Source organism: Rubrivirga sp., from assembly GCF_049648075.1.
GTDB lineage: Bacteria > Bacteroidota > Rhodothermia > Rhodothermales > Rubricoccaceae > Rubrivirga.
Genome location: NZ_JBARYR010000445.1, coordinates 1 through 18740 on the forward strand (window position 1 = coordinate 1; position 18740 = coordinate 18740).

18 protein-coding genes are annotated in these 18740 nt (G+C 69.0%); 14 read left to right on the top strand and 4 right to left on the bottom strand.

The window, feature by feature from the left end; all coding sequences use genetic code 11:
• Together WBA11_RS12670 and WBA11_RS12675 are read left to right on the top strand one after the other, a co-directional pair.
• Window positions 1–544: hypothetical protein (locus tag WBA11_RS12670; RefSeq protein ID WP_424521041.1), on the top strand; the 544-nt coding region annotated here is incomplete at its 5' end.
• A 33-nt stretch (window positions 545–577) separates the two neighbouring features.
• Window positions 578–1039: a hypothetical protein gene (locus tag WBA11_RS12675; RefSeq protein ID WP_424521042.1), complete on the top strand. Its 462-nt coding sequence runs from the start codon at window positions 578–580 to the stop codon at window positions 1037–1039.
• A gap of 127 nt (window positions 1040–1166) precedes the next feature.
• Here the strand turns inward: WBA11_RS12675 and WBA11_RS12680 are convergent, their stop codons facing one another.
• Entirely contained in the window at window positions 1167–1601 is a 435-nt protein-coding gene (locus WBA11_RS12680) for a transposase (RefSeq protein WP_424521043.1), read from the bottom strand.
• Window positions 1602–1736: 135 nt separating this feature from the next.
• Between WBA11_RS12680 and WBA11_RS12685 the strand changes: the two genes are divergently transcribed.
• The 4 genes from WBA11_RS12685 (at window position 1737) to WBA11_RS12700 (ending at window position 4699) form a co-directional block, all read left to right on the top strand.
• Window positions 1737–2048 (top strand): helix-turn-helix domain-containing protein, encoded by a 312-nt coding sequence (locus WBA11_RS12685; protein ID WP_424521044.1) that lies wholly within the window; start codon window positions 1737–1739, stop codon window positions 2046–2048.
• A 424-nt stretch (window positions 2049–2472) separates the two neighbouring features.
• A complete protein-coding gene (locus WBA11_RS12690; RefSeq protein WP_424521045.1) occupies window positions 2473–2973 on the top strand; it encodes a replication protein RepA in 501 nt (166 codons plus the stop codon).
• 189 nt (window positions 2974–3162) lie between these two features.
• A complete protein-coding gene (locus tag WBA11_RS12695; RefSeq protein WP_424521046.1) occupies window positions 3163–3411 on the top strand; it encodes a hypothetical protein in 249 nt (82 codons plus the stop codon).
• A 133-nt stretch (window positions 3412–3544) separates the two neighbouring features.
• Window positions 3545–4699: an AAA family ATPase gene (locus tag WBA11_RS12700; RefSeq protein ID WP_424521047.1), complete on the top strand. Its 1155-nt coding sequence runs from the start codon at window positions 3545–3547 to the stop codon at window positions 4697–4699.
• 336 nt (window positions 4700–5035) lie between these two features.
• On the opposite strand, the gene WBA11_RS12705 is transcribed toward WBA11_RS12700, so the two are convergent.
• Complete coding sequence (locus tag WBA11_RS12705) at window positions 5036–7078, bottom strand: serine hydrolase (RefSeq protein ID WP_424521048.1); 2043 nt, start codon at window positions 7076–7078, stop codon at window positions 5036–5038.
• Between the two features lie 332 nt (window positions 7079–7410).
• Here WBA11_RS12705 and WBA11_RS12710 point away from each other — a divergent pair, with 332 nt between their 5' ends.
• Window positions 7411–9732, top strand: coding sequence for an ABC transporter permease (locus WBA11_RS12710; protein ID WP_424521049.1), 2322 nt, complete (start codon window positions 7411–7413; stop codon window positions 9730–9732).
• 203 nt (window positions 9733–9935) lie between these two features.
• Here WBA11_RS12710 and WBA11_RS12715 read toward each other — a convergent pair whose 3' ends face one another.
• Window positions 9936–10691, bottom strand: a complete 756-nt coding sequence (locus WBA11_RS12715; protein ID WP_424521050.1) for a LytR/AlgR family response regulator transcription factor — start codon at window positions 10689–10691, stop codon at window positions 9936–9938.
• A complete protein-coding gene (locus WBA11_RS12720; protein ID WP_424521051.1) occupies window positions 10688–11824 on the bottom strand; it encodes a sensor histidine kinase in 1137 nt (378 codons plus the stop codon). Before WBA11_RS12720 ends, WBA11_RS12715 begins: the two co-directional genes overlap by 4 nt.
• A gap of 159 nt (window positions 11825–11983) precedes the next feature.
• Between WBA11_RS12720 and WBA11_RS12725 the strand changes: the two genes are divergently transcribed.
• The 7 genes from WBA11_RS12725 to WBA11_RS12755 form a co-directional block, all read left to right on the top strand.
• On the top strand, window positions 11984–12649 hold the full coding sequence (locus WBA11_RS12725) for a hypothetical protein (RefSeq protein WP_424521052.1): 666 nt from the start codon (window positions 11984–11986) through the stop codon (window positions 12647–12649).
• Window positions 12646–13713 (top strand): TolB family protein, encoded by a 1068-nt coding sequence (locus WBA11_RS12730; RefSeq protein WP_424521053.1) that lies wholly within the window; start codon window positions 12646–12648, stop codon window positions 13711–13713. Before WBA11_RS12725 ends, WBA11_RS12730 begins: the two co-directional genes overlap by 4 nt.
• A 9-nt stretch (window positions 13714–13722) precedes the next feature.
• The gene (locus tag WBA11_RS12735) at window positions 13723–15012 is read left to right on the top strand and encodes a toxin-antitoxin system YwqK family antitoxin (protein ID WP_424521054.1); all 1290 of its coding nucleotides are present in this window, start codon (window positions 13723–13725) and stop codon (window positions 15010–15012) included.
• Window positions 15013–16152: 1140 nt separating this feature from the next.
• Window positions 16153–17190 (top strand): tyrosine-type recombinase/integrase, encoded by a 1038-nt coding sequence (locus WBA11_RS12740; protein WP_424521055.1) that lies wholly within the window; start codon window positions 16153–16155, stop codon window positions 17188–17190.
• Complete coding sequence (locus WBA11_RS12745; protein WP_424521056.1) at window positions 17187–17579, top strand: hypothetical protein; 393 nt, start codon at window positions 17187–17189, stop codon at window positions 17577–17579. The genes WBA11_RS12740 and WBA11_RS12745 overlap by 4 nt, the downstream gene beginning before the upstream one ends.
• The gene (locus WBA11_RS12750; RefSeq protein ID WP_424521057.1) at window positions 17580–17882 is read left to right on the top strand and encodes a hypothetical protein; all 303 of its coding nucleotides are present in this window, start codon (window positions 17580–17582) and stop codon (window positions 17880–17882) included. It begins immediately after the preceding gene.
• On the top strand, window positions 17873–18740 hold an 868-nt coding region (locus WBA11_RS12755; RefSeq protein WP_424521058.1), incomplete at its 3' end, for a metal-dependent hydrolase. The genes WBA11_RS12750 and WBA11_RS12755, both read left to right, overlap by 10 nt.

Consider the following 18740-nt stretch of genomic DNA (forward strand, 5'->3'; position numbering starts at 1 on the left):
CGCGAGCGGAGCGGCCACCGTCACGACCACCCCGTCCGGGTGGACCGTCACCGCCCTCGAGGGCGGCGGAGCCCGGTTCGACGGCCACCGAGGCCGCGTTGACGTGACCTTCGACGCCGGCCCGATGTCCGGCTCCCTCGTCGCCGAGACGCCGGGGGTCGCGCTCCGGTCCACCCCCCAAGGCCACCAGAGACACGCACTCAGCGTCCACACCCACGCCAGCACCGCGACCGTTCAGGGAATCCTGAGCGGCCGGGTCGTTACGGAGGCGTTCACACTCGGACCCGACGGGGGCGCCGGCGTCGCTCACAACACGCCCACCTCCGTCCACTGGCGCGTCGTCTGCCGCTTCGGCTCGTGCACCGAGCTCGTCGAGTACGACTACAAGATGACCCCGTCCGGGACCACCCTCTGGGCAGCGTCCGACGACACGCAACACGAAGTCGACCACGTCCGTGTCCTCGCGCCCATCGCAGACGCCTCGACGCCGGCGTCCGTCCTGCTCCAGGGCTTCCAAACGCTCACCGTCCTCGACGTCCGGTAGCCACTCCCCGACCTCGATGCGACGCGACCGGGCATGAACCCGCAGCCCAATCCGACCACCGCATCGGGGTCATCCCCCCGCGCGCTCGTGATGCGCGCGGCCTCACGAGCGACCCTCATCGACGCGTCGAGGTGCGGCGACCCGGACACCTTCCGGCGGCACCTCGAGCTGCTCGACCACGTCGCAGAGCTCGGCTTCGCTACCCTCGTCGTTCTCGGCGACCTAACCCCCACCGTTAGTTCGTCGGACCCGACCCACCGACGTCCAGTGGACCTCCTCCAACGGACTTCCGGCGAGCTCGTCACCGTCGGGCACTGGGCAGAGCGGGTCGGGCGGATCGCCCGCCTCACGCGGTGGACCCACCACCAGACGGTCGACGACGCCACTCTCGATGTGTGCCGCCGCCCGCTCGACCAGCAAACGATCGTCCTTGTTCAGGGAGCGGCCTGCGCGGACCTTCACCACCTCGTGACGGCGCTCGAGATAGGCCTCTAGACCAACCCTCCGGTTGGTAGGGGGATCTATCTCGGAATGGAGCAATGCGGTATGGGTGCGAAGCCTCTTGCTCCATCCCTCCGTCCCGTATCCCCCATCCCTCCAGCATCCTGGAGGACGCTCTCGGCTATGCGTCGGCCATTCCCCCGATGAACGCCCGCCAGTCCGCGTCCGGGACCGGCCCCGTCGTGACGAGGTAGCGCCTCGTGAACACGGCCACTCTCCGACGGATCGCCTCGTCCTCCTCGATGAGCGCGCCCGCCGCGTCTCGGCGCAGCCGCGTCACGACCACGTGGGGCGACATCGTCGGCGGAGCCTCGACCTCCAAGCGGACCGACGTCGGCTTCACGTCGCAGCTCGTCAACCGGCACCCACACGCGGTCGCCGCCTCTTGGAGCAAGACCCCGATCCGATCCGCCGTCTTCTCGTCGGCGAACAGCCGAGCCCGGCGACGCGTCACCAGCACCACGCCGTAGGACAGCGACGACGCCGCACGGCCGTCCCACTCGTAGCCGAGCAGAGCGGCCAGGCCCTCAGGAGCGGAGTCGGGTGAAGCGGACATCGAGAGAGACTACCTGTAGACGGGCCACCCTACGTCCCGACAACACAACCGTTACATGCGGATTCGACGAGGGCGATAGGCCGATGATACATATACGTCCTCGACATAAATGTCGCACCCCGGAAGCTTTCCGGGATGCCGCCCTCCACGAGGTTCGACCTCCCCCACGGACCCCAGATCCCGCCGTTCCTCGGCGACGTGATCCGCGCACGTCGCGAGGCGCTCGGTCTGACCCAGGAGGCCCTCGCTGAGCGGTGCGACCTCGACCGGATGCAGATCGGCCGGATCGAGCGGGCCGTCATCAACACCACCGCGAAGGCTCTCGCCCGGCTCGCCGTCGGCCTCCAGACGTACCCAGACATCCTCATGCGCGAGGCCCGGACCGCCCTCGTCGACGCCAACCCCTGGTACGCCGACGCTGTCGACCGAGGCTCGATCCGCGACTAGACGGCCGGGATGGGTAGCTCATTCTCAAGCATATTGGCCGATTTAATGTCAGTACGATATATCGTTTTGACATTCCGATCCCCAGCGAGTACCATCCCTTCACACCGTCTCCTCCGCTCGCTCACGGTCGAGCGGGACCAGGTCAGGGCATCGCCCTCGATGCGGCCCCTACGACTCGCCGGGGAGACCCCACGGGAGCCACGTCTCCTCTCTCGCCTCCTGGATGGAACGATCACGCTGGGATCCCCACGACTGTGCCCCGCACCCAGAGCGCGCTCGCCCATGCACGACGCGAAGGGCGCCCGCAACTCGCGCGGCAGAGACGCGACGCCGGAACCGCTCGCGCAAGCTGGCCCGGATCCTCACGCGGACCGCGCAGCAAGACAACGCGGTCGCCGTCTGTCCGTCGGTGTTCGTCCAGGCGATGCTCCCACACCGGGAGACGTACCTCCTCGACGCTGACGGCCAGCGCGTCTCGGTCTCTACCGGCCGCTACGCCCTCGATGGAACCCCAGAGACCGAGCCCCTTCTCGCCGCCGACTACTCGGCCACCAACGGCGCCTTCACGCTCACCATTCGAGCTGGCACCCGGCGCGGCCCGTCGCACCTCCATCCCCGAGTCTCGCTCGGCGTCCCCTCCGGCGGTCTGGCTCGGCTCCTCCTGTGCCACGTCGTCACCCAGGCGCTCAAACAGGGCTCGCCCACCGTCGACCTCGGCCGAACCATCGGCGACCTGTGTACCGCCCTCGAGGTCACGCCCTCGGGCGGAAACCGCGGGCGGCTCCGGTACCTCTTCGACCAACTCTTGCGCCTCGCCACCTGCTCGGCGTCGTTCCAGTGGGAATCGGGCACCGGCTACGGCGACCGTGGGCGCGAGCACTACCGCGGCGAGAGCCTCTTGCTCGTCGAGGCCTACGACCTGTGATGGGAGCGGGCGGCATCGACCGCGGCGACGGGGACCTCGCCGCCGGCCTCGACGGGAGGCGCCATCACGCTCGGTGCGCAGCTTTGGGCGATCTGCCAAGAGGGATCCGTCCCGGTCGACTGGCGAAAGGTCCAGTTCCTCCGCGACTACCCCTCCGCCCTCGACCTCTACTTCTTCCTCACGCACCGCTTGGCTCGCCTCCAGCGCAGCGGAAGCCCACTCGTGGCGCTGAGCTACGACAACCTCCACGCCCAGCTCGGGAGCCACTACGCGACCCGGCCCGACGGCGCGCTCACGGACCGAGGGAAAAAGGACTTCGGCTACCGCATCCGTCAGGCCCTCCGCCGCGTCCAGACCTTGTGGCCCTCTCTCCGCGTGGACACACCGCGCGGACGGTTCGTGCTCCACAACACAGGACCCGATGTCCTCAGCCGATAACGAGCCTGTGGTACCCGTATCGGACAGCACGCTTGACGCTACGCGCGCGCCCCCTTCGAGCCCTACAAAGGTATCTGATGAGGTGATCATTCTCACGCTACGTAGATTGACGTTACGTTGATCGACGTAATTCATGAACAACCCCTTCGAGTTCGGCCGTGAGCTCTCAGCTACAGAGATCGTCGACCGAGAGGACGAGGTGGACCAGGTCGTCCGTGCCCTCCGCGGGCGCGAGCGCCTCTTCCTCATTGGCCCGCGCCGCTTCGGCAAGACGTCCATCCTCCGAGCGGCCTCCGAGCGGGCGGAGGACGAGGGCGCCGTCGTCCTCCGGTACAACGCCGAGGGCTACCCGTCGCTTACCGCGCTCGCCGAGCGAATCGTCGCTGACGGCGCCAAGCGTCTCACCGGGCCGATCGAGAAGGCAGGCCGCAAGGTGCAGGAAGCGTTCGGTGCGCTCCGCCCCCAGCTCAGCTACAACCCTCTCACCGACACGTTCTCGGCCTCCCTCGCGGCGGGAGCGCGAAGCCCCGACGCCACGCTCATCGCGGACGCCCTCTCGGGCATCGACGTGCTGGCGGCGACCGCCGAGCACCCCGTGGCCGTGGTGATCGACGAGTTCCAGCGCGTCGTCGAGGACGGCGGTGTGAGCGCCGAGGGCCAGGTCCGAGCCGCCGTCCAGGCCCACGACCACGTCGGCTACGTGTTCGCGGGATCGAAGACGCGGATGCTCGCCGAGATGACCGGCGACGAGAGCCGTCCGTTCTACCGCTTGGGCGCGCGGCTCTTCGTCGGTCCCGTGCCCCGAGAGGACTTCCGTCCCGCTCTCACGTCGGGCTTCGCGGACGCCAAGCTCGACGTGTCCGAGGACGCCGTGGAGGCGATCCTCGACCTCGCCGAGGACGTCCCGTACAACGTCCAGCGTCTCGCTCACGAGTCCTGGGCCGAGGCGCTCGCGACAGGCGAGCCGGTGACGGCCGAGCGCGTCCAGGCGACGCTCGAGCGCCTCGTCAGCCGCGACGACCCGTTCTACACCCAGACGTGGAACGGTCTCAGCCGGACCCAGAAGCAGGCGCTCCTCGCCGTCGCGCGCGAAGGGGGGACCGGGCTCTACTCCGGCGACCTGCTCCGCGCGTACGACCTCTCCTCCCCGAGCACGATGCAGGCCGCCATCGTCGGTCTCGTCAAGGCTGGCGTCGCGCGCGAGGAGGAATACCAGGGTGGAGTCCGGGTGCGGCTCGAGGACCCCTTCTTCACCGCCTGGCTCCGGCTCTTCGTCGCCAGCCCCTGAGTGAGGGCGCCTCGATAGCTGACACGGACGGCTCGATCTACCGCACCGCCGTAAATCGGTAGGGGACGCTCCACTCGCTCGTTTCTCTCCCGACGCCCAACGTCCGCACGTCTGTCGGGCACTCCTAATTCCACTGCCTGGTGGGGGTTCAAGACAGCACGCAGAGAGCCGAAGGCACCTCCAAAAGCCTGAGAAGGGTGGCGAGCAGATCTTCCCTACCACCTATGCTACCACAGGCGACGCCGAAGCACCCATCGGCGGTCGCGCCAGAGGCCACCGGCCCAACCTCTAGCGCGAGGTGGTCCGGCAGAGACCTGGCAGGCAGTACACCAGAAGTCAGTTCATCTTCTCGAAGCGGACGCCCGTCGTCCGGGCCGCGCCTGCGACGAAGCCCGAGACCTGGCCTCCGGCGTCCCGCTCGAACTCCAGGGTCAGAAAGGGGGCGCCTCCCGAGAACCGCTCTCCCGCGCCGTGAAGGATAGGGATGGGCGCGTTCTTCCGTGGGTGGACGAAGACGAGCCCGCCGTCGTCGATGCGGGCGGTGTAGACCGTTCCCAATTCCTCGCTATAGTAGCGGCCCACGTAGTCGTCCAGGGCGATAGCCTCGGCCTCCGTCGCGATGCGCGAGGCGGGAAGCTCCTGTCCGCCCTGATAGAACGTGGCGGTCTCGACGGTCCCATCGGGCGCCGCGTGGAACGCGATTTCGAGCACGCCGCCGCCTACGGAGAAGCGCGCGGGTCCGACGACGTCCATTTCCGTCGCGGGGCTGTCGAGCACCTGCATGAGGTAGCGGCCGTCCTCGCGGCTGAACGTGACGACGTAGCCCGCCGTGTCGTCCAGCTCGAATCGGCCCGCGAACGCGTCGAAGGTCTCGGGCACGAAGCTCGCGGGATCGAACGCGGAGGCGTCCGTTGCCAGAGGCGCCGAGGCGTCCGGGGTATCGGCCTCCGACGTAGCGGCCTCTGGCGCCGCGCGCTCAGCGCCAGAAGCGCTCGGGGACTCGAAGGCGTCTGGGAAGAACACCATCGCGACGCCCAAGGACGAGACCGGGATGGTTGGCGAGTTGGTGAGCACGACGACGCCGGACTCGATCTCAGGGAAGTAGGTGAACGACGAGCGGTGGGCGATGTCTGCTCCGCTGTGAGAGATCCGCCGCTGGCCACGGAATTCGTCGAGGAACAGGCCGAGGCCGTAGCCGGTCGAGTCGCCCGTTGTGAGCACGGCTTCGGTCGTCATCTCGCGCCGCACGTTCTCGCCACCGAGCGACGCCGTGCGATAAGTGTCCATCCAGCGCAAGAGGTTGCCTGCGGTCGTGTAAATACCGCCGTCGCCCATCGCGCCGCCGATGTCGATGGCTTCTTTCCACGCCCCGCTATCCGTAGGCACGTAGCCCATCGCGCGGCCGGGCACGATCTCCGCCCGGTCTGTCCGGACGACCGTGTGGTCCATGCCGAGCGGCTCGAACACGTTGGCGCGCATCCAGTCCTGGAACGGCGTGCCGGTCACGCGCTCCACGACGATCGCGAGCAGTCCATAGCCGGTGTTGTTGTACTCCCATTTTGCACCAGGCGCGTTCTGAAGCTCGGGCTGGCGCGCCACGACACCCAGCACGTCCTCCCGGCCGATGTCGTCCGTCGTGACGGAGACGCCCGCCATGGAGAGCGCGGTGAGGTACTCACGGTAGCCGCTCGTGTGCGTGAGCAGGTGCCGGAGCGTCACCGTCTGCCCGAAGTCGGGAAGCTCGGGGATGTGGGTCCGCACGTCGTCGTCGAGCGACAGGTCGCCCTGCTCCGCCAGGAGCGCGACGGCAAAGGCGGTGAACTGCTTCGAGGTGGACCCGATGTTCGACGGGGTGTCCGTAGTGAACGGGATGCCGTACGTGAGATCGGCCATGCCGTAGGCCTGCGCGAAGACGATCTCACCCCGCTCCAGCACAGCAACGACGGCCCCTGGCGAGCGGTCATTATCGACCGCGGCGAAGCGCTGGCTTACGATCTCCGCGGGCGTCGTAGCGACGGGTTCGGTCCGGTCGAGTTGCATCGTGTATCGGCCTTCCGCGCCGTTGAACGGCGTCACGGTGAGCGTGTAGACGCCCGCGTCCTCGGTCACGAACTGGAACGGCTCCGGGCCTCTGGCGGGCTGATCGAACTCTCGGATCGTCTCGCCGTCCGGCCCCGTCAGCGTCACAACGACATCGACCGTGTGCTGGTCGGCGGAGCCGAGCACGAACTGGCCCGCGTCGAGGGTGAGCGAGTAGGCGTGTGCGTCGCTAGAGGCCAGGGTGCGCTCGACGGGCGCGCCGGGCTGGAGGGCCTCTTGCGCGGAGGCGGAGGAGGCGAGCGCGAGTAGAGTTGCGACGAAAAGGAGGGGGCGCATCATGGTCTCAGAGGGCGGGGAGCGGAACCGGAGGCCGAGCAGGGTGCTGGCGGGCGGTGCCGGTCAGGGGTGTGGCCGAACACCCCGGAACAGGTCAAAGGGTATGCCCGCGCACCGAACGACCCGTTCCGGCACCTCCAGCGTGATTCGGGTGTGCGGCGGCGCACACCTGTCGTGCGCCACCGCACATCGGACCGGGCCTCCGGCACCAGAGGCGAGGGTCCGCGCCGTGGCACGGCGCTTGGGCTTCTCGCGAGCCCGCTCCCCCGCTGTCCATGCTAAAAAGCTACCTGACTCTAGCCCTCCGCCAGCTACGAAAGCGTATGGGCCTCACCGTGCTCACCGTGCTCTCGCTCGCGCTGGGGATGGCCGTCTGCCTGCTGATCCTCACGTTCATCTGGGCGCAGAAAAGCGCGGACCGCTTCCACACTCAAAGCGACCGGGTCGTGCGTGTGCTCTCCTCCGAAGAGGGCGGGTTCTTGCTCGCGGCGACGCCAGCCCCGCTTGCCAGCGCGCTCGCGCTCGAAGTGCCGGGTATCGAGGCGTCCGTGCGCCTGGGACAGCTGCGGTCCCAGGTTCTCCAGGACGGCGCTGCCATCGAAGTGACCGGGCTCTACGCCGAGCCGTCGTTTTTCGACGTGTTCAGCTTCGAGGGCACGGGCGGTGACCCGCGGGCCGTGCTGAGTGAGCCGTATCAGGTGCTCCTCTCGGCTAGCGCCGCGGCTACGATCTTCGGCACCGCCGACCCCATCGGGCAGACGATCACGCTCGAAGGCCAAGGGGATTTCGTGGTGGGGGGGCTGCTCGCCGAGCCGCCAGGGGCGTCACACCTCCGGTTCGACATACTCGCCTCGTTCGCGACCCTCGCCGCCTCCGACCGCCGCGCAGACCTCACGGACTGGGACAACTCCCGGAGCTTCGCGACCTATCTGCTGCTCGACCGGCCCGAGACCTCCGCACGCCTGTCCGATGCTCTCTCAGCCATTTCGAATCGGACCTACGCGGGACAGGATCGTCGCCTCAGCTTTCAGATCCAGCCGCTCCACGACATCGCGCTCGGGCTATTGATTAGCAACGAGATTTCCACCTTTAGCACTCCACTTGTGTTGGTGGCGCTGCTAGCGGCACTCGGGCTCGTGGTAATGCTGACCGCCGGATTCAACTATGTCAGCTTGTCCACGGCGCGCTCGATCCGTCGCGCGGGCGAGATCGGGATGCGCAAGACGCTGGGGGCAGGGCGTGGGCAGATCGCGGCCCAGTTTCTGACCGAGGCCGTGCTCATCGCGCTCGGCGCGCTCGTAGTGACGTACGGCCTTCTCCTGTGGCTCGTACCAGCGTTCAACGGTCTCGCGCCAGTCCAACTGCTCGGCGCCCAGATCAGTGCCGGTCACCTTTTTGACCCTCGCTTGATCGGTCTCTTCGTCGCCTTCAGCGTCGTCGTCGGTCTCGTCGCCGGACTGTACCCGGCGGCGGTGCTGGCCCGGTTCTCGCCGATGGCCGCTCTCCAGAGCCGCCATTCGACGACGGGGTTCTCGGGCAAGTGGCTCCGCCACGGACTGATCGGCGCCCAGTTCGCGCTCGCTCTCTTCTTTGTCCTGACGACCGTACTTCTGGTCGCCCAGTCTCGCCAGCTTCTCCACGCGGACTACGGGTTCGAGACGGACGACCTGCTCACCCTCCAGCTGCAGGGACAGGACATCGAGGTGCTTCGCAACGAGTTGGCACGGTACCCGGAGATTGTGGGCGTGGCCGGTACGTCGAGGCTTCCAATGTCCGGCTCGACCTCGAACGTGCAAGTGAGCCGGGAGGGCATGGCTGAGCCCATCCCGACCTTCGAGTACGCCATCGAGGGGGACGCTCTTGGAGTGCTTGGCCTGGACCTCCTTGCTGGCGACGCGCTCCGGCCCGGAGGCGCGAGCGATACGGCCCAAACCGTTCTGCTCAACGAGAGCGCCGTCCGCGTACTCGGCCTCGGGACGCCGGGGGACGCCGTCGGAGAGTTGGTCGAAATGAACGAGCGGCCAACCGAGGTCGCCGGTGTGGTCAAGGATTACCACTATGACATCCTGATCCAGCCCATCGGCCCGATGGCGCTTGTCCGGGCGCCCGGCCAGATCCAGCACGCGCTGATCCGGGCGCGGCCCGGTGCTAGCGAGATGGCGCTCTCCCGCGTCCGATCTGCATGGGCCACACTCGACCCGGCGCGCCCTGTAGAGGTGGCGCGCTTCGAGACCCAACTGTCAGAGAACCCACTGAGCCAAATCGTCGGCGCGTCGATCCGCCTGATTGGTATCGTCGCCGCGTTCGCCGTTCTGATCAGCCTGCTCGGGCTGCTGGGCATGGCGGCCTACCACGTCGAGACGCGGGTCAAGGAGGTCGGCGTACGCAAGGTGCTGGGCGCGACGCGGCGCGAGGTGGTGGTGGTGCTGTCGAGCACGTTCGCCCGCATCGTGGGAGTCGCCACGGCGGTGGCAGTGCCACTGGCGTGGTTGGCGAGCGAGCGCTGGCTGGAGTTGTTCGCCATCCGCATCGAGCCCAGCCCGTGGCTGTTGGCCGGATGCGCCCTCGTGATGTCTGCGCTCGCGCTCAGCGTGGTGGCCTCCCAGGCTCTTCGTGCCGCTGCTACCGACCCCGTGCGCGCGCTCCGCTCCGACTGACCCGCCAGAGGCCACAAACCGAGTAGGTCTGTGGTGAGGCCGCTTTAAGCACCTTCGGCGGATTGAGACTGAGCAGGTAGAGGCCGACGCTCTGCCCTGACGTCAGACCCCGCCTACCGTACAATACCGTTCCATTGATTGTCAGACCCCGTCTACAGTCATCCGCTGACGCCGAGCCAGCACGAGCCACCCTGGCAAACAATTTACCCGCTGGAGCGCCCACCCAGATCAGAGAGAGCGACGGCCCAACACCCCCGGCTCACTCGCAGCTCCGTGCCGTCCTCGAGAACGGCCGTGCCACCGCCGGACCCGTCCGACCGGACCTCCCGGACGCTCGACGCGCGGGCCAACGTCGAACGGTGGACGCGGACAAACCCTTCGCCCTCGAGGTCGCGCCCGACGGCCTCCATCGTCGCCCGGAGCAGGTGCGATCCATCCGCCGCGTGGAGGACGACGTAATCTCCAGCGGCCTCGACGTAAACGACGTCCTGAGCGTCGATGTACCGAACTCGCCCCCCACCTCTGACGGCGAACCGCAGCGGCTCGGATCGCTCTCCGCGCCGACGATCATGGACGCGGTCTATGGCTCGGTCTACGGCCCTCCGCAAGCGGTCATCGTCGATGGGCTTGAGGAGGTAGTCGAGCGCTTCGGCCTCGAAGGCCCGGAGCGCGTGCTCGTCGTAGGCCGTCACGAACACGACGACGGGCATCGCCCCCGGCCCGATGGCCTCAACTACGCCGAACCCGTCGAGCCCCGGCATCTGGACGTCGAGGAACACGAGGTCGATCGGCTGATCGTCTTCGTCCACCGCCCGGATGGCCTCGACTGCCTCGCGTCCGCTCCCGCACTCGCCGACGACCTCGACTCCACCAATCCGCGCGAGTCGCGCGCGGACGCCCCGGCGGGCGAGGGGCTCGTCGTCCACGATCAAGACGGAGAGGGACCGGGGCGCGCTCATGATGCCACCCCGTCCGAGGAGGTCACCACCGGAGAGTGCACGGCCGCAAGGTCGGGTCCGCTCCGGTAGGGGAGGTCGATTTGAACGACGAAGCCGCCCCCGTCGGCGCGGTGGAGCGTGAGCGAGGCGTCTGCCCCGTACATTGCGGCGAGCCGGGCGCGGACGTTGGCGAGCCCAACCCCGTCCGACATCGTCGTGCCTTCTGCTAGCCCCCGACCGTCGTCCTCGACCCGGAGCAAAAGCCGTCCGGACTCGGTCCCGACGCGGCGACCCTCGACACGCACCGCGCCGCCCTCCTCACGAGGCAGGACCCCGTGGCGGACCGCGTTCTCGACCAATGGCTGGAGCAGGAGCGGCGGGACGTGGGCTCCGAGCGCGTCGGCATCGACGTCGAACGCGACGCGGAGGCGGTCGCCGAACCGGACCCGCTCGATGTCGAGGTAGCGCCGCGCGAAGTCGACCTCGTCCGCGAGCCGGACCTCCGTGACCTCCCCGCGCGACAACGTGAGGCGGAGAAAGTCGGCGAGCCGGGCCACCATCCGCTCGGCCCGGTCGTTCTCGTGCTCAACGATCAACGTCGAGAGCGCGTTCAGCGCGTTGAACAGCAAGTGCGGGTTGAGTTGGTACCGGAGCGCCCAGAGCCGGGCCTGGTGCAAGAGCCCCTCGGCCTCGAGAGCGCGCTCGCGTTCGGCCCGGACCTCGAGGTCGTAGGAGACCCCGAAGTAGAGCGCGCTCCACGCGACCACGATGAAGCTGAAGAACAGGGCGCCGCCGAAGAACCACCACGTCTGGACCGGCCCGAACGGCTCGCCCAGGACGGCGGCGTCGAACGCCTGGGTGGCCGCGGTCGTCGCCCCGGCCCATGCCACGCTCACGGCGTACGAACACGCGGCGCACACCGCGACCAACGCGACGACCGAGAGGCGCCGCTGGCGGAGCCGCCGGTAGAGCGGACGGAGCCCGAGCGTGAGCCCGGCGCCGACGGTGGCGAAGATGAGCTTGTGCGCGAGCGCCACAACCGGCCGGCCGGCCTCCCCGACGACGCCGAGCCACATCGCGAGCCCGAGCGCAGCCCACCCCCCGAGATGGAGCGCCCAGAACGAGATGCGGCTCGGGGGCGGGACGGGGGGCATGGGACGAGCCATGAGGTCAAGAGACGGCTCCACCGCGCTGGACGCAACCCCACGCCCGGCCTGAGGCCTGCCGTCCGTCGCACCGAGCCCACCGTCCGTCGCATTCCGGCCCGCGCCCCGCGCTCGGCGGCTACCCTGCGCTCGATCCGCCCGTCCCCCATGCGCCCGATTCTCCTCTCCGTCCTCGCCCTCCTCACCGTGGGCGCCCACGCGCAGCCGGTCGATGGCGCTCGGTCCACGGTCAAACGCGTCTACAACCTCGCGCCCCCCATCGAGGCCGACGACCTCCGCGTCGGCGCCCTCCGCCGTACCGAGGTCGAGACGTACGGGACCGACGGCCGCCGTCTGCGCGTCGACTGGCGCGACCCCGACGGCACCGTCACGCTCGCGTTCATGGAGCTCTACGGCGGCTCTGACCACCCGTTCGGCGCCGTCTACTTCGAGGGCGACGACCTCGATCCGAACCTCGAACGGAACGCGTACCGGTCGGGCGACGCCCCGGGCACGACGGTCAAGCGCGTGACCTACTCCGGGGCTGACGGCGTGGCGACGAGCGTCAACGAGTTCGTCCTCGATGCCGACGGACGCGAGCTCGAGCGGCGCTACGGGAACGCCGAGGGCGCGTTTCGCGGGTCGGACACGATCACGTACGACGGCGCGAACCAGACCGGGTACGTCTACGAGTCGGCCGACGGGTCGCGGCGGTCGGCGTACGTCTACCGCGTCGAGACGACGGACGCGCGGGGAAACTGGACGAGCCGGACCGTCGAGCGGAACGGGGAGCCGCGTCTGTTCGAGACACGAGACATCGAGTACGCCCCATGATCCGTCTCCTCCTCACCGTACTCCTCGCTGTCCCCACCGCGTGCGACGTGCCAAGTGAGCCCGCGCGCGCCGCAGAGACCGCCGCTGCGGATTCGACCGAGATCCCGGCCTGGTACCGCCCGCCTCCCACAGCCGAGCAGTGGGCGCCCGAGCTCCACAGCGCCGACGGCTGGACCTACACCCCGACGTTCACGCCCGACCTCTTGACGGCGTACTTCGTCCTGTGGAACGCGCCGGATTACAGCCGCCCTCAGACCTCGATCCAGGAGCTCTACGTTGCGAGGTGGTCTGACACCGGCGGCGCGTGGTCGGACCCCGAGCGCGTCGCGGCTACGGCCGGCTGGCGGACCGACTGGCCCCACGTCTCGCACGACGGCCGCCGCCTGTTCCTTTCCTCCAACAAGCCCCACTCCGGCCACTACCGCTACCCCGACGGCCGACCGGCCGACGACTTTGACCTGTGGGCCGCCGATCTCGACGCCGACGGCGCCCTCGAGGCCGCGACCCTCGCTCCGCTCGAGTCCCCCGACCTCAACCGGCGGAAGACGCCCGAGAACGCCCGGATCGGCTACGTCCACAACGAGACCGCCCCACGTACCGACCGCGCCGGCCGTCTCTTCTTCTGGACCGAGCGGCTCGACGACGGTGGCGGCCGGCGTGACATCTACCTCGCCGAGCCCGACGGCGCCGGTGCCTGGCGCGAGCCGATGCTGTTGCCGTTCAACACCGCCCGCAGAGAGTCCGGCGTCGCTGCCGACCCCGACGGCCGCTGGATCATCATCGCCAGCGAAGGGCGGGGCGGTCTCGGGCGGAGCGACCTGTTCGTAGTCGCGAGGGACGGGGACCGCTGGGCCGAGCCCGTCAACCTCGGCCCCGAGGTCAACACCCGCCACCGCGAGGACTCCCCCGAGATCTCGCCCGACGGGCGCTCACTCTTCTTCTCGACGAACCGACCTGGGCCAGGCATCCCGACCGTGGACGCGGGCGCTGGCCCGGCCGCGACCGTCCACTGGGTCGACCTCGAGGCCGTCCCCGCCTTCCGACGCGCCACGAGCGCCCGTTAGCTCACCGCCATGACGCGCACACTCCTCGCTGCCCTCTGCCTCGCCCCACTCGCCGCCCTGGCCCAGGGCGACGGCGATGCGACCCTGCGGTTCCAGATCACGCCTGCGTTTCCCGACACGCTCACCTCGGAGGCCTACTCCGCGCTCCCCGACAAGGCCGCGTTCTCGGGCGTCGTCGCCGATCGACACCCGGACGGTCGTCTCAAGCTCCTCCGCTCGGTCGTCCGCGGCCAGGCCATCGGGTTGTGGACCGAGTGGTACCCCTCAGGCATCGTCCGCTACATCGGCCAGTGGGTCGTGGGCGACGAGGGCGGACGCGCCGGCGGCGAGGGGGTCTGGCTCTACTTCCACGAGAACGGGCGCGTCCGCTACCGCGAGGTCTACCGGGCCGACCGGGCGCACGGCCCGTCGGAGCAATGGCATGCCAACGGCCAGAAGGCGGGCGAGGGCCAGTTCCGCGACGGCACCCGCGTCGGGCGCTGGAGGTGGTGGGACGAGACGGGTAGCCTCGACAGCCTTCGGACCTATCCCGACGGAGGCCCGGCGTGGACGGCGTTCGAGCCCGGCGTCATCTCGCTCCCCGGCATCCGAGAGACCTCCCCCTCGGCGAGCGCCGACGGCCGGACCTTCCTTTTCGCTCGGACCGCCGACTGGGACCACAAAGTCCCATACCTGGCCACGGTCACGGATGCCGGCTGGCGCGTCGAGCGGGCCGCGTTCGCCGACACGGTGTACAAAGCCGCGCTCTCACCCGACGGTCGGACCGCGTTCTTTCAAACCCACGAGACCATCGCCGGGGCCAACGGCGACTCGCTCGTCACCCGCGTCGTCCGGTCCACACGCACCGCCAGCGGGTGGACGCCACCGGTGGATTTGCCGACGCTCGCTGGCCTCGACGCCGGGTACATCTCCGTCATCCCCAATGGGACGCTCTACCTTTTTGCCTGGCAACCACGCGGCGGCATCTACCGGGCCGAGCCCGACGGCCGTGGTGGGTATGGCGATCCCATCTGGCTCGGCGACGCGGTAAGCCCCGAGGGGACGACGTCGTTCGACGCGCTCGTCCACCCCAATGAGGACCAGCTCGTCATCTCGCGCGAGGTGCCCACTGACCGGCCGGACCTAGGCAAGAGCGGGTTCTACCTCTACCGACTGGTAGACGGCGAGTGGGTCGAGGACCGCAGGCTCGACCTCCCCTTCGGGTGGGGCGCGACGGTGCTGCCCGACGGGCGGTTCCTGTTCGTCCTCGATGGCGACCTCCAGACGGTCCCGCTAACGCCACTCGGACTGGACTGGTGAGCGCGTTGCCACCTCACGTCCAGCGCCGCCCCGGCATACACGGCGCCTAACCCACCCCTAGGTCCACCTTACCAAAGGACACCCTCTGGTCCGAATTGGCCCCGACGTCCCACTGAGATGGCTCCGCCTCCGAAGAAACCACTGGCGTGCACATGCGAAGGGGCTCATTCACGTCCCTCACCCCGTGGACAACCCGACCGACCTCGAGTTGTCCACGCATACCGTGTCGACCTTCTTCCGAATACCCTGTCGACTTTCGAATACCGACGCGACCATCCGCTAATGAGCAGTCTTACGCCCCTCGAATACGGACGCGACCTTCTGATATAGAAGGACCCAGACAGACGCTCCCTCCTCGAATACCGACGCGACCATCCGGTAACTCTCTCCTGTAACTCACCTGTAACTGAGCCGGCACCGCGTGTGGACAAGCGGACGAACGGCCGGGCCGTTCGACATCAGGTTTGGGTGAGGAGAAAAGAATTTGCAATAGCGGCTACACCGAGCACGACCAAAGCGGGGTGCCCTCTCGTGCCACGGCCAACGCCCCGCTCGCTCGCGCAGCTTCCAGCCTCGACGTGACCCGGGACCGACGACCGTTTCACGGTCGCCGCCCCCTCCGTGCCCTGACCTCCTGACCCAGCGAGGAAAGGCGCTGTCGGACGTGGGACCTCGCTGGACACGCCGCGTCGAGCTCCGCTCCACCAGGCGCCAACCGGACCGACCTCGTCCTGGCAGAACACCGAACCCGACCGAGAGAACAGGGAGGGTGGCGCGGCGCGCGCTCCGCAACGCACCAGCCCCCGCGCGACTCGGGATTCTGAGCGACTCACGCGCCGGACTCAGCGGGTTGCCGTCGAACCCGACTGCCGAAACAGCCTCGATTTCGCGTCCTCATAACAGATGTTATAGGGACGCCCACACCAAATCATGTCTCCCAGGTGACCACCCGGTCCCTGTATAGGTGCCGCATCAACCGGCCGCAATCCCACCCACGACCCGTTTTCGTCTGTGAGCCCGACGAGCCGTCCCAGACCAGGCCTCTCGCTGGACGGACTCAGACTTGACTGGGGACGCCACGACCGGTTCATTGTCAGTACGGCATAGTGTTCTGACACATCGCAGACCACTCCCGGCACCGTGGACCCCTTTGCTTCCCGTCTTCCAACTCGCGGCCGCTCCACTCGGCTGGACTCGACGGAAGCGGGGTACCCACGCGCCGTCGACCTGTTTGTCTCGCGGACGCGGCACACTCGCTCCGGCTCCGTCCACACCGAGCGGGCCTACCGGACCGACCTCCGCCACTTCGGGGCCTTCCTCGAGGCGCGCGTCCTCGAGTTCGACGCGGTCACTCGCCGCGACGCCGGGCTCTACCTCTCCCGCCTCGCAGCGGACCACGCCGCCCGCACCGTCCGCCGACGCGTCTCGTGCGTCCGGTCGTTCTACCGCTTCCTCCGCTCCATCGAGCTCGTCGCAGCCAACCCCTTCGACGCCCTCGACCTCCCCGACGTCGACCGCAAGTCGGAGACCCACAAGGTCCTGTCCGACGACGAGCTCTCCCGCCTGGTCGGCCTGCTGACGGCCGACGCAGCCGACGCTCGCTGCGACCTCGAGGACGCCCCCCGGCGCCGCAGGACCCGTGCATTCGCACGCCTCTTCACCGCCGAGCGACGCCGGGCAGCCTTGACGCTCATGGCGTTCGCCGGCCTCCGACGAGGCGAGGTGGTCGGGCTCACCCGCGACGCGCTCGTCGCTCAGCCCGAGGGGTTCTCGCTCGCGTTCACGGGCAAGGGTGGCAAGACGCGGACGGTCCCCCTGGTCGGGTTCGTCGAACCGGCGCTCGTCGGCTGGCTCGACGTCCGGCGCCGCGTCCCGTCGTCGTCTCCCACGGTACTGGTCACCCTCGCCGGCCGGGCGCTCGCTCCCAAGCAACTCCGGCGCGACTGCGCCGCCCTCGGTCAGCGCGCAGGGACGCGCGTCCCGCTCACGCCCCACGTCTTGCGACGGACGTTCGCGACCCGCTCGCTCCGGGCCTCCGGCGACATCCGCTCGGTCCAAGAGCTCTTGGGCCATGCCTCGATCAACACGACCGAGGTGTACACCCACGTCGACCAGGAAGGGCTCCGCGCACTCGTCGAGTCGATCGCGCTGCCGACCGTCCCCGCCCCGGCGCCATGACCCGCGTGGTCGTCGCCCTGTTGGTGTCTCTCGCCGCCTGCACGCCTCCCTCCGGCGGGCTCGCCGACCTCGAGGTCGTCACCGGCTTCCGCGTCTCACCCACCTTCAACGCCTTCTCTCGGCCGTGCGACATCCGCTACACGTTGCAGGAGCCGGCCCTGGTCCAGATCCGCGTCACGCGCGCCCAGCCCGACGGCCAGCGCGTCCTGGTCCGCCAGATCACCCAAGAACGGCGCGAGACCGCCGGCTCGCGCACCGCCGCTTGGCGCGGCATCGGACCCAACGGCCTGTTCGCACCCCAAGGGGAGTACGTCGTCGAGCTCTACGCCCGCCTCGAGGGCGGGACGTCGGAGACGTGGGAGCTCACCACTGTCATGTTCCGCACCTAGGTGGCCCGCTCCCCTCTCATCGTCCGGCGCTCGCCGACCGGCTTCGTCGTCCGCGACCCCGCCCTCGAGGCCGTCTTCGGCTGCCGGTGGCTCCCGCTTCCGTTTACCTCCGAGGCGGACTCCGCCGACGTCCTCGCCCACTTGCGACGCTCCAACCCAGGCCGACAAATCGACCTCGAGAGCCGTCAGGCCGGCGCAGCCAACGCACCTGACTCTCTCTTGCCCCATCCCCCTTCCCCAGCGAACCGTCAGGTCGGCGCAGCCAGCGGAGCGAGTGACATCCCCCATCCCTCTTGCGTTTAGGCACCCACGTCGCCGGCGGCGTCCTCGGCTACACCGTCGCCGCCACCTTCGTCCACTTGCCGTGGACCGCCACAGGCGTCGTCGTAGCGTCGGCCGCGGCTGCCGTCCCCGACATCGACACGTTGGGGAGCACGGTCGGCCGCGTGTTCTCGCCGGTCGCCAAGCGGATCGAGCGCCGCTTCGGCCACAGAACGCTCACCCACTGCTACGCCTTCCAGGCTGCCGTGGCCGTCGTCGCCCTTCCGCTCGTCTGGACAGGCCAGGCCCACCTCTACGCGGCCCTCGTCGTGGGCTACGTCTCCCACCCGTTCCTCGACACCTGGACCGTCCAGGGCGTCCGCGTCTTCTGGCCCTGGTCCGACCGCCGAGGCGTCTTCCCGTACTACAACCGCCAGGAGACCGCGTACCGCACGACGACCGGTAGCCGGGTCGATGCCTTCTTCGGCATCACGTTCGTCTGCCTCACCATCCCCTTTGCCGTCCTGGAGCACGACGGCTACCAGCGCTTCGTCCGCAAGGTCCAGGCCGACGCCAGCGCGGCCGTCCGCGACTTTCTCGACTGGTCCGCCGACGGCTACCTCGTCCAGATCGAGGTCGAAGCCTCCGACCCCCAGCACATGCGCCGGTTGGAGGGCACCTTCGAGGCCATCGGCACCACGGGCGCCAACACGCTCTTGGTGCGGGACACGACCAACGGCCGCGTGTTCAGCCTGGGACCAGCCTACACCGCCAACTTCCAGCCCAGCCGCGTCATCGCTCACCAAGGCGCGCAAGTCCAGGTGTCCCGCCGTCAAATCGATCTCGCGGGCCGCGTCCTCGCCGACCTCGAATCGCTCGTCCCCGCAGGCACCAACGGCC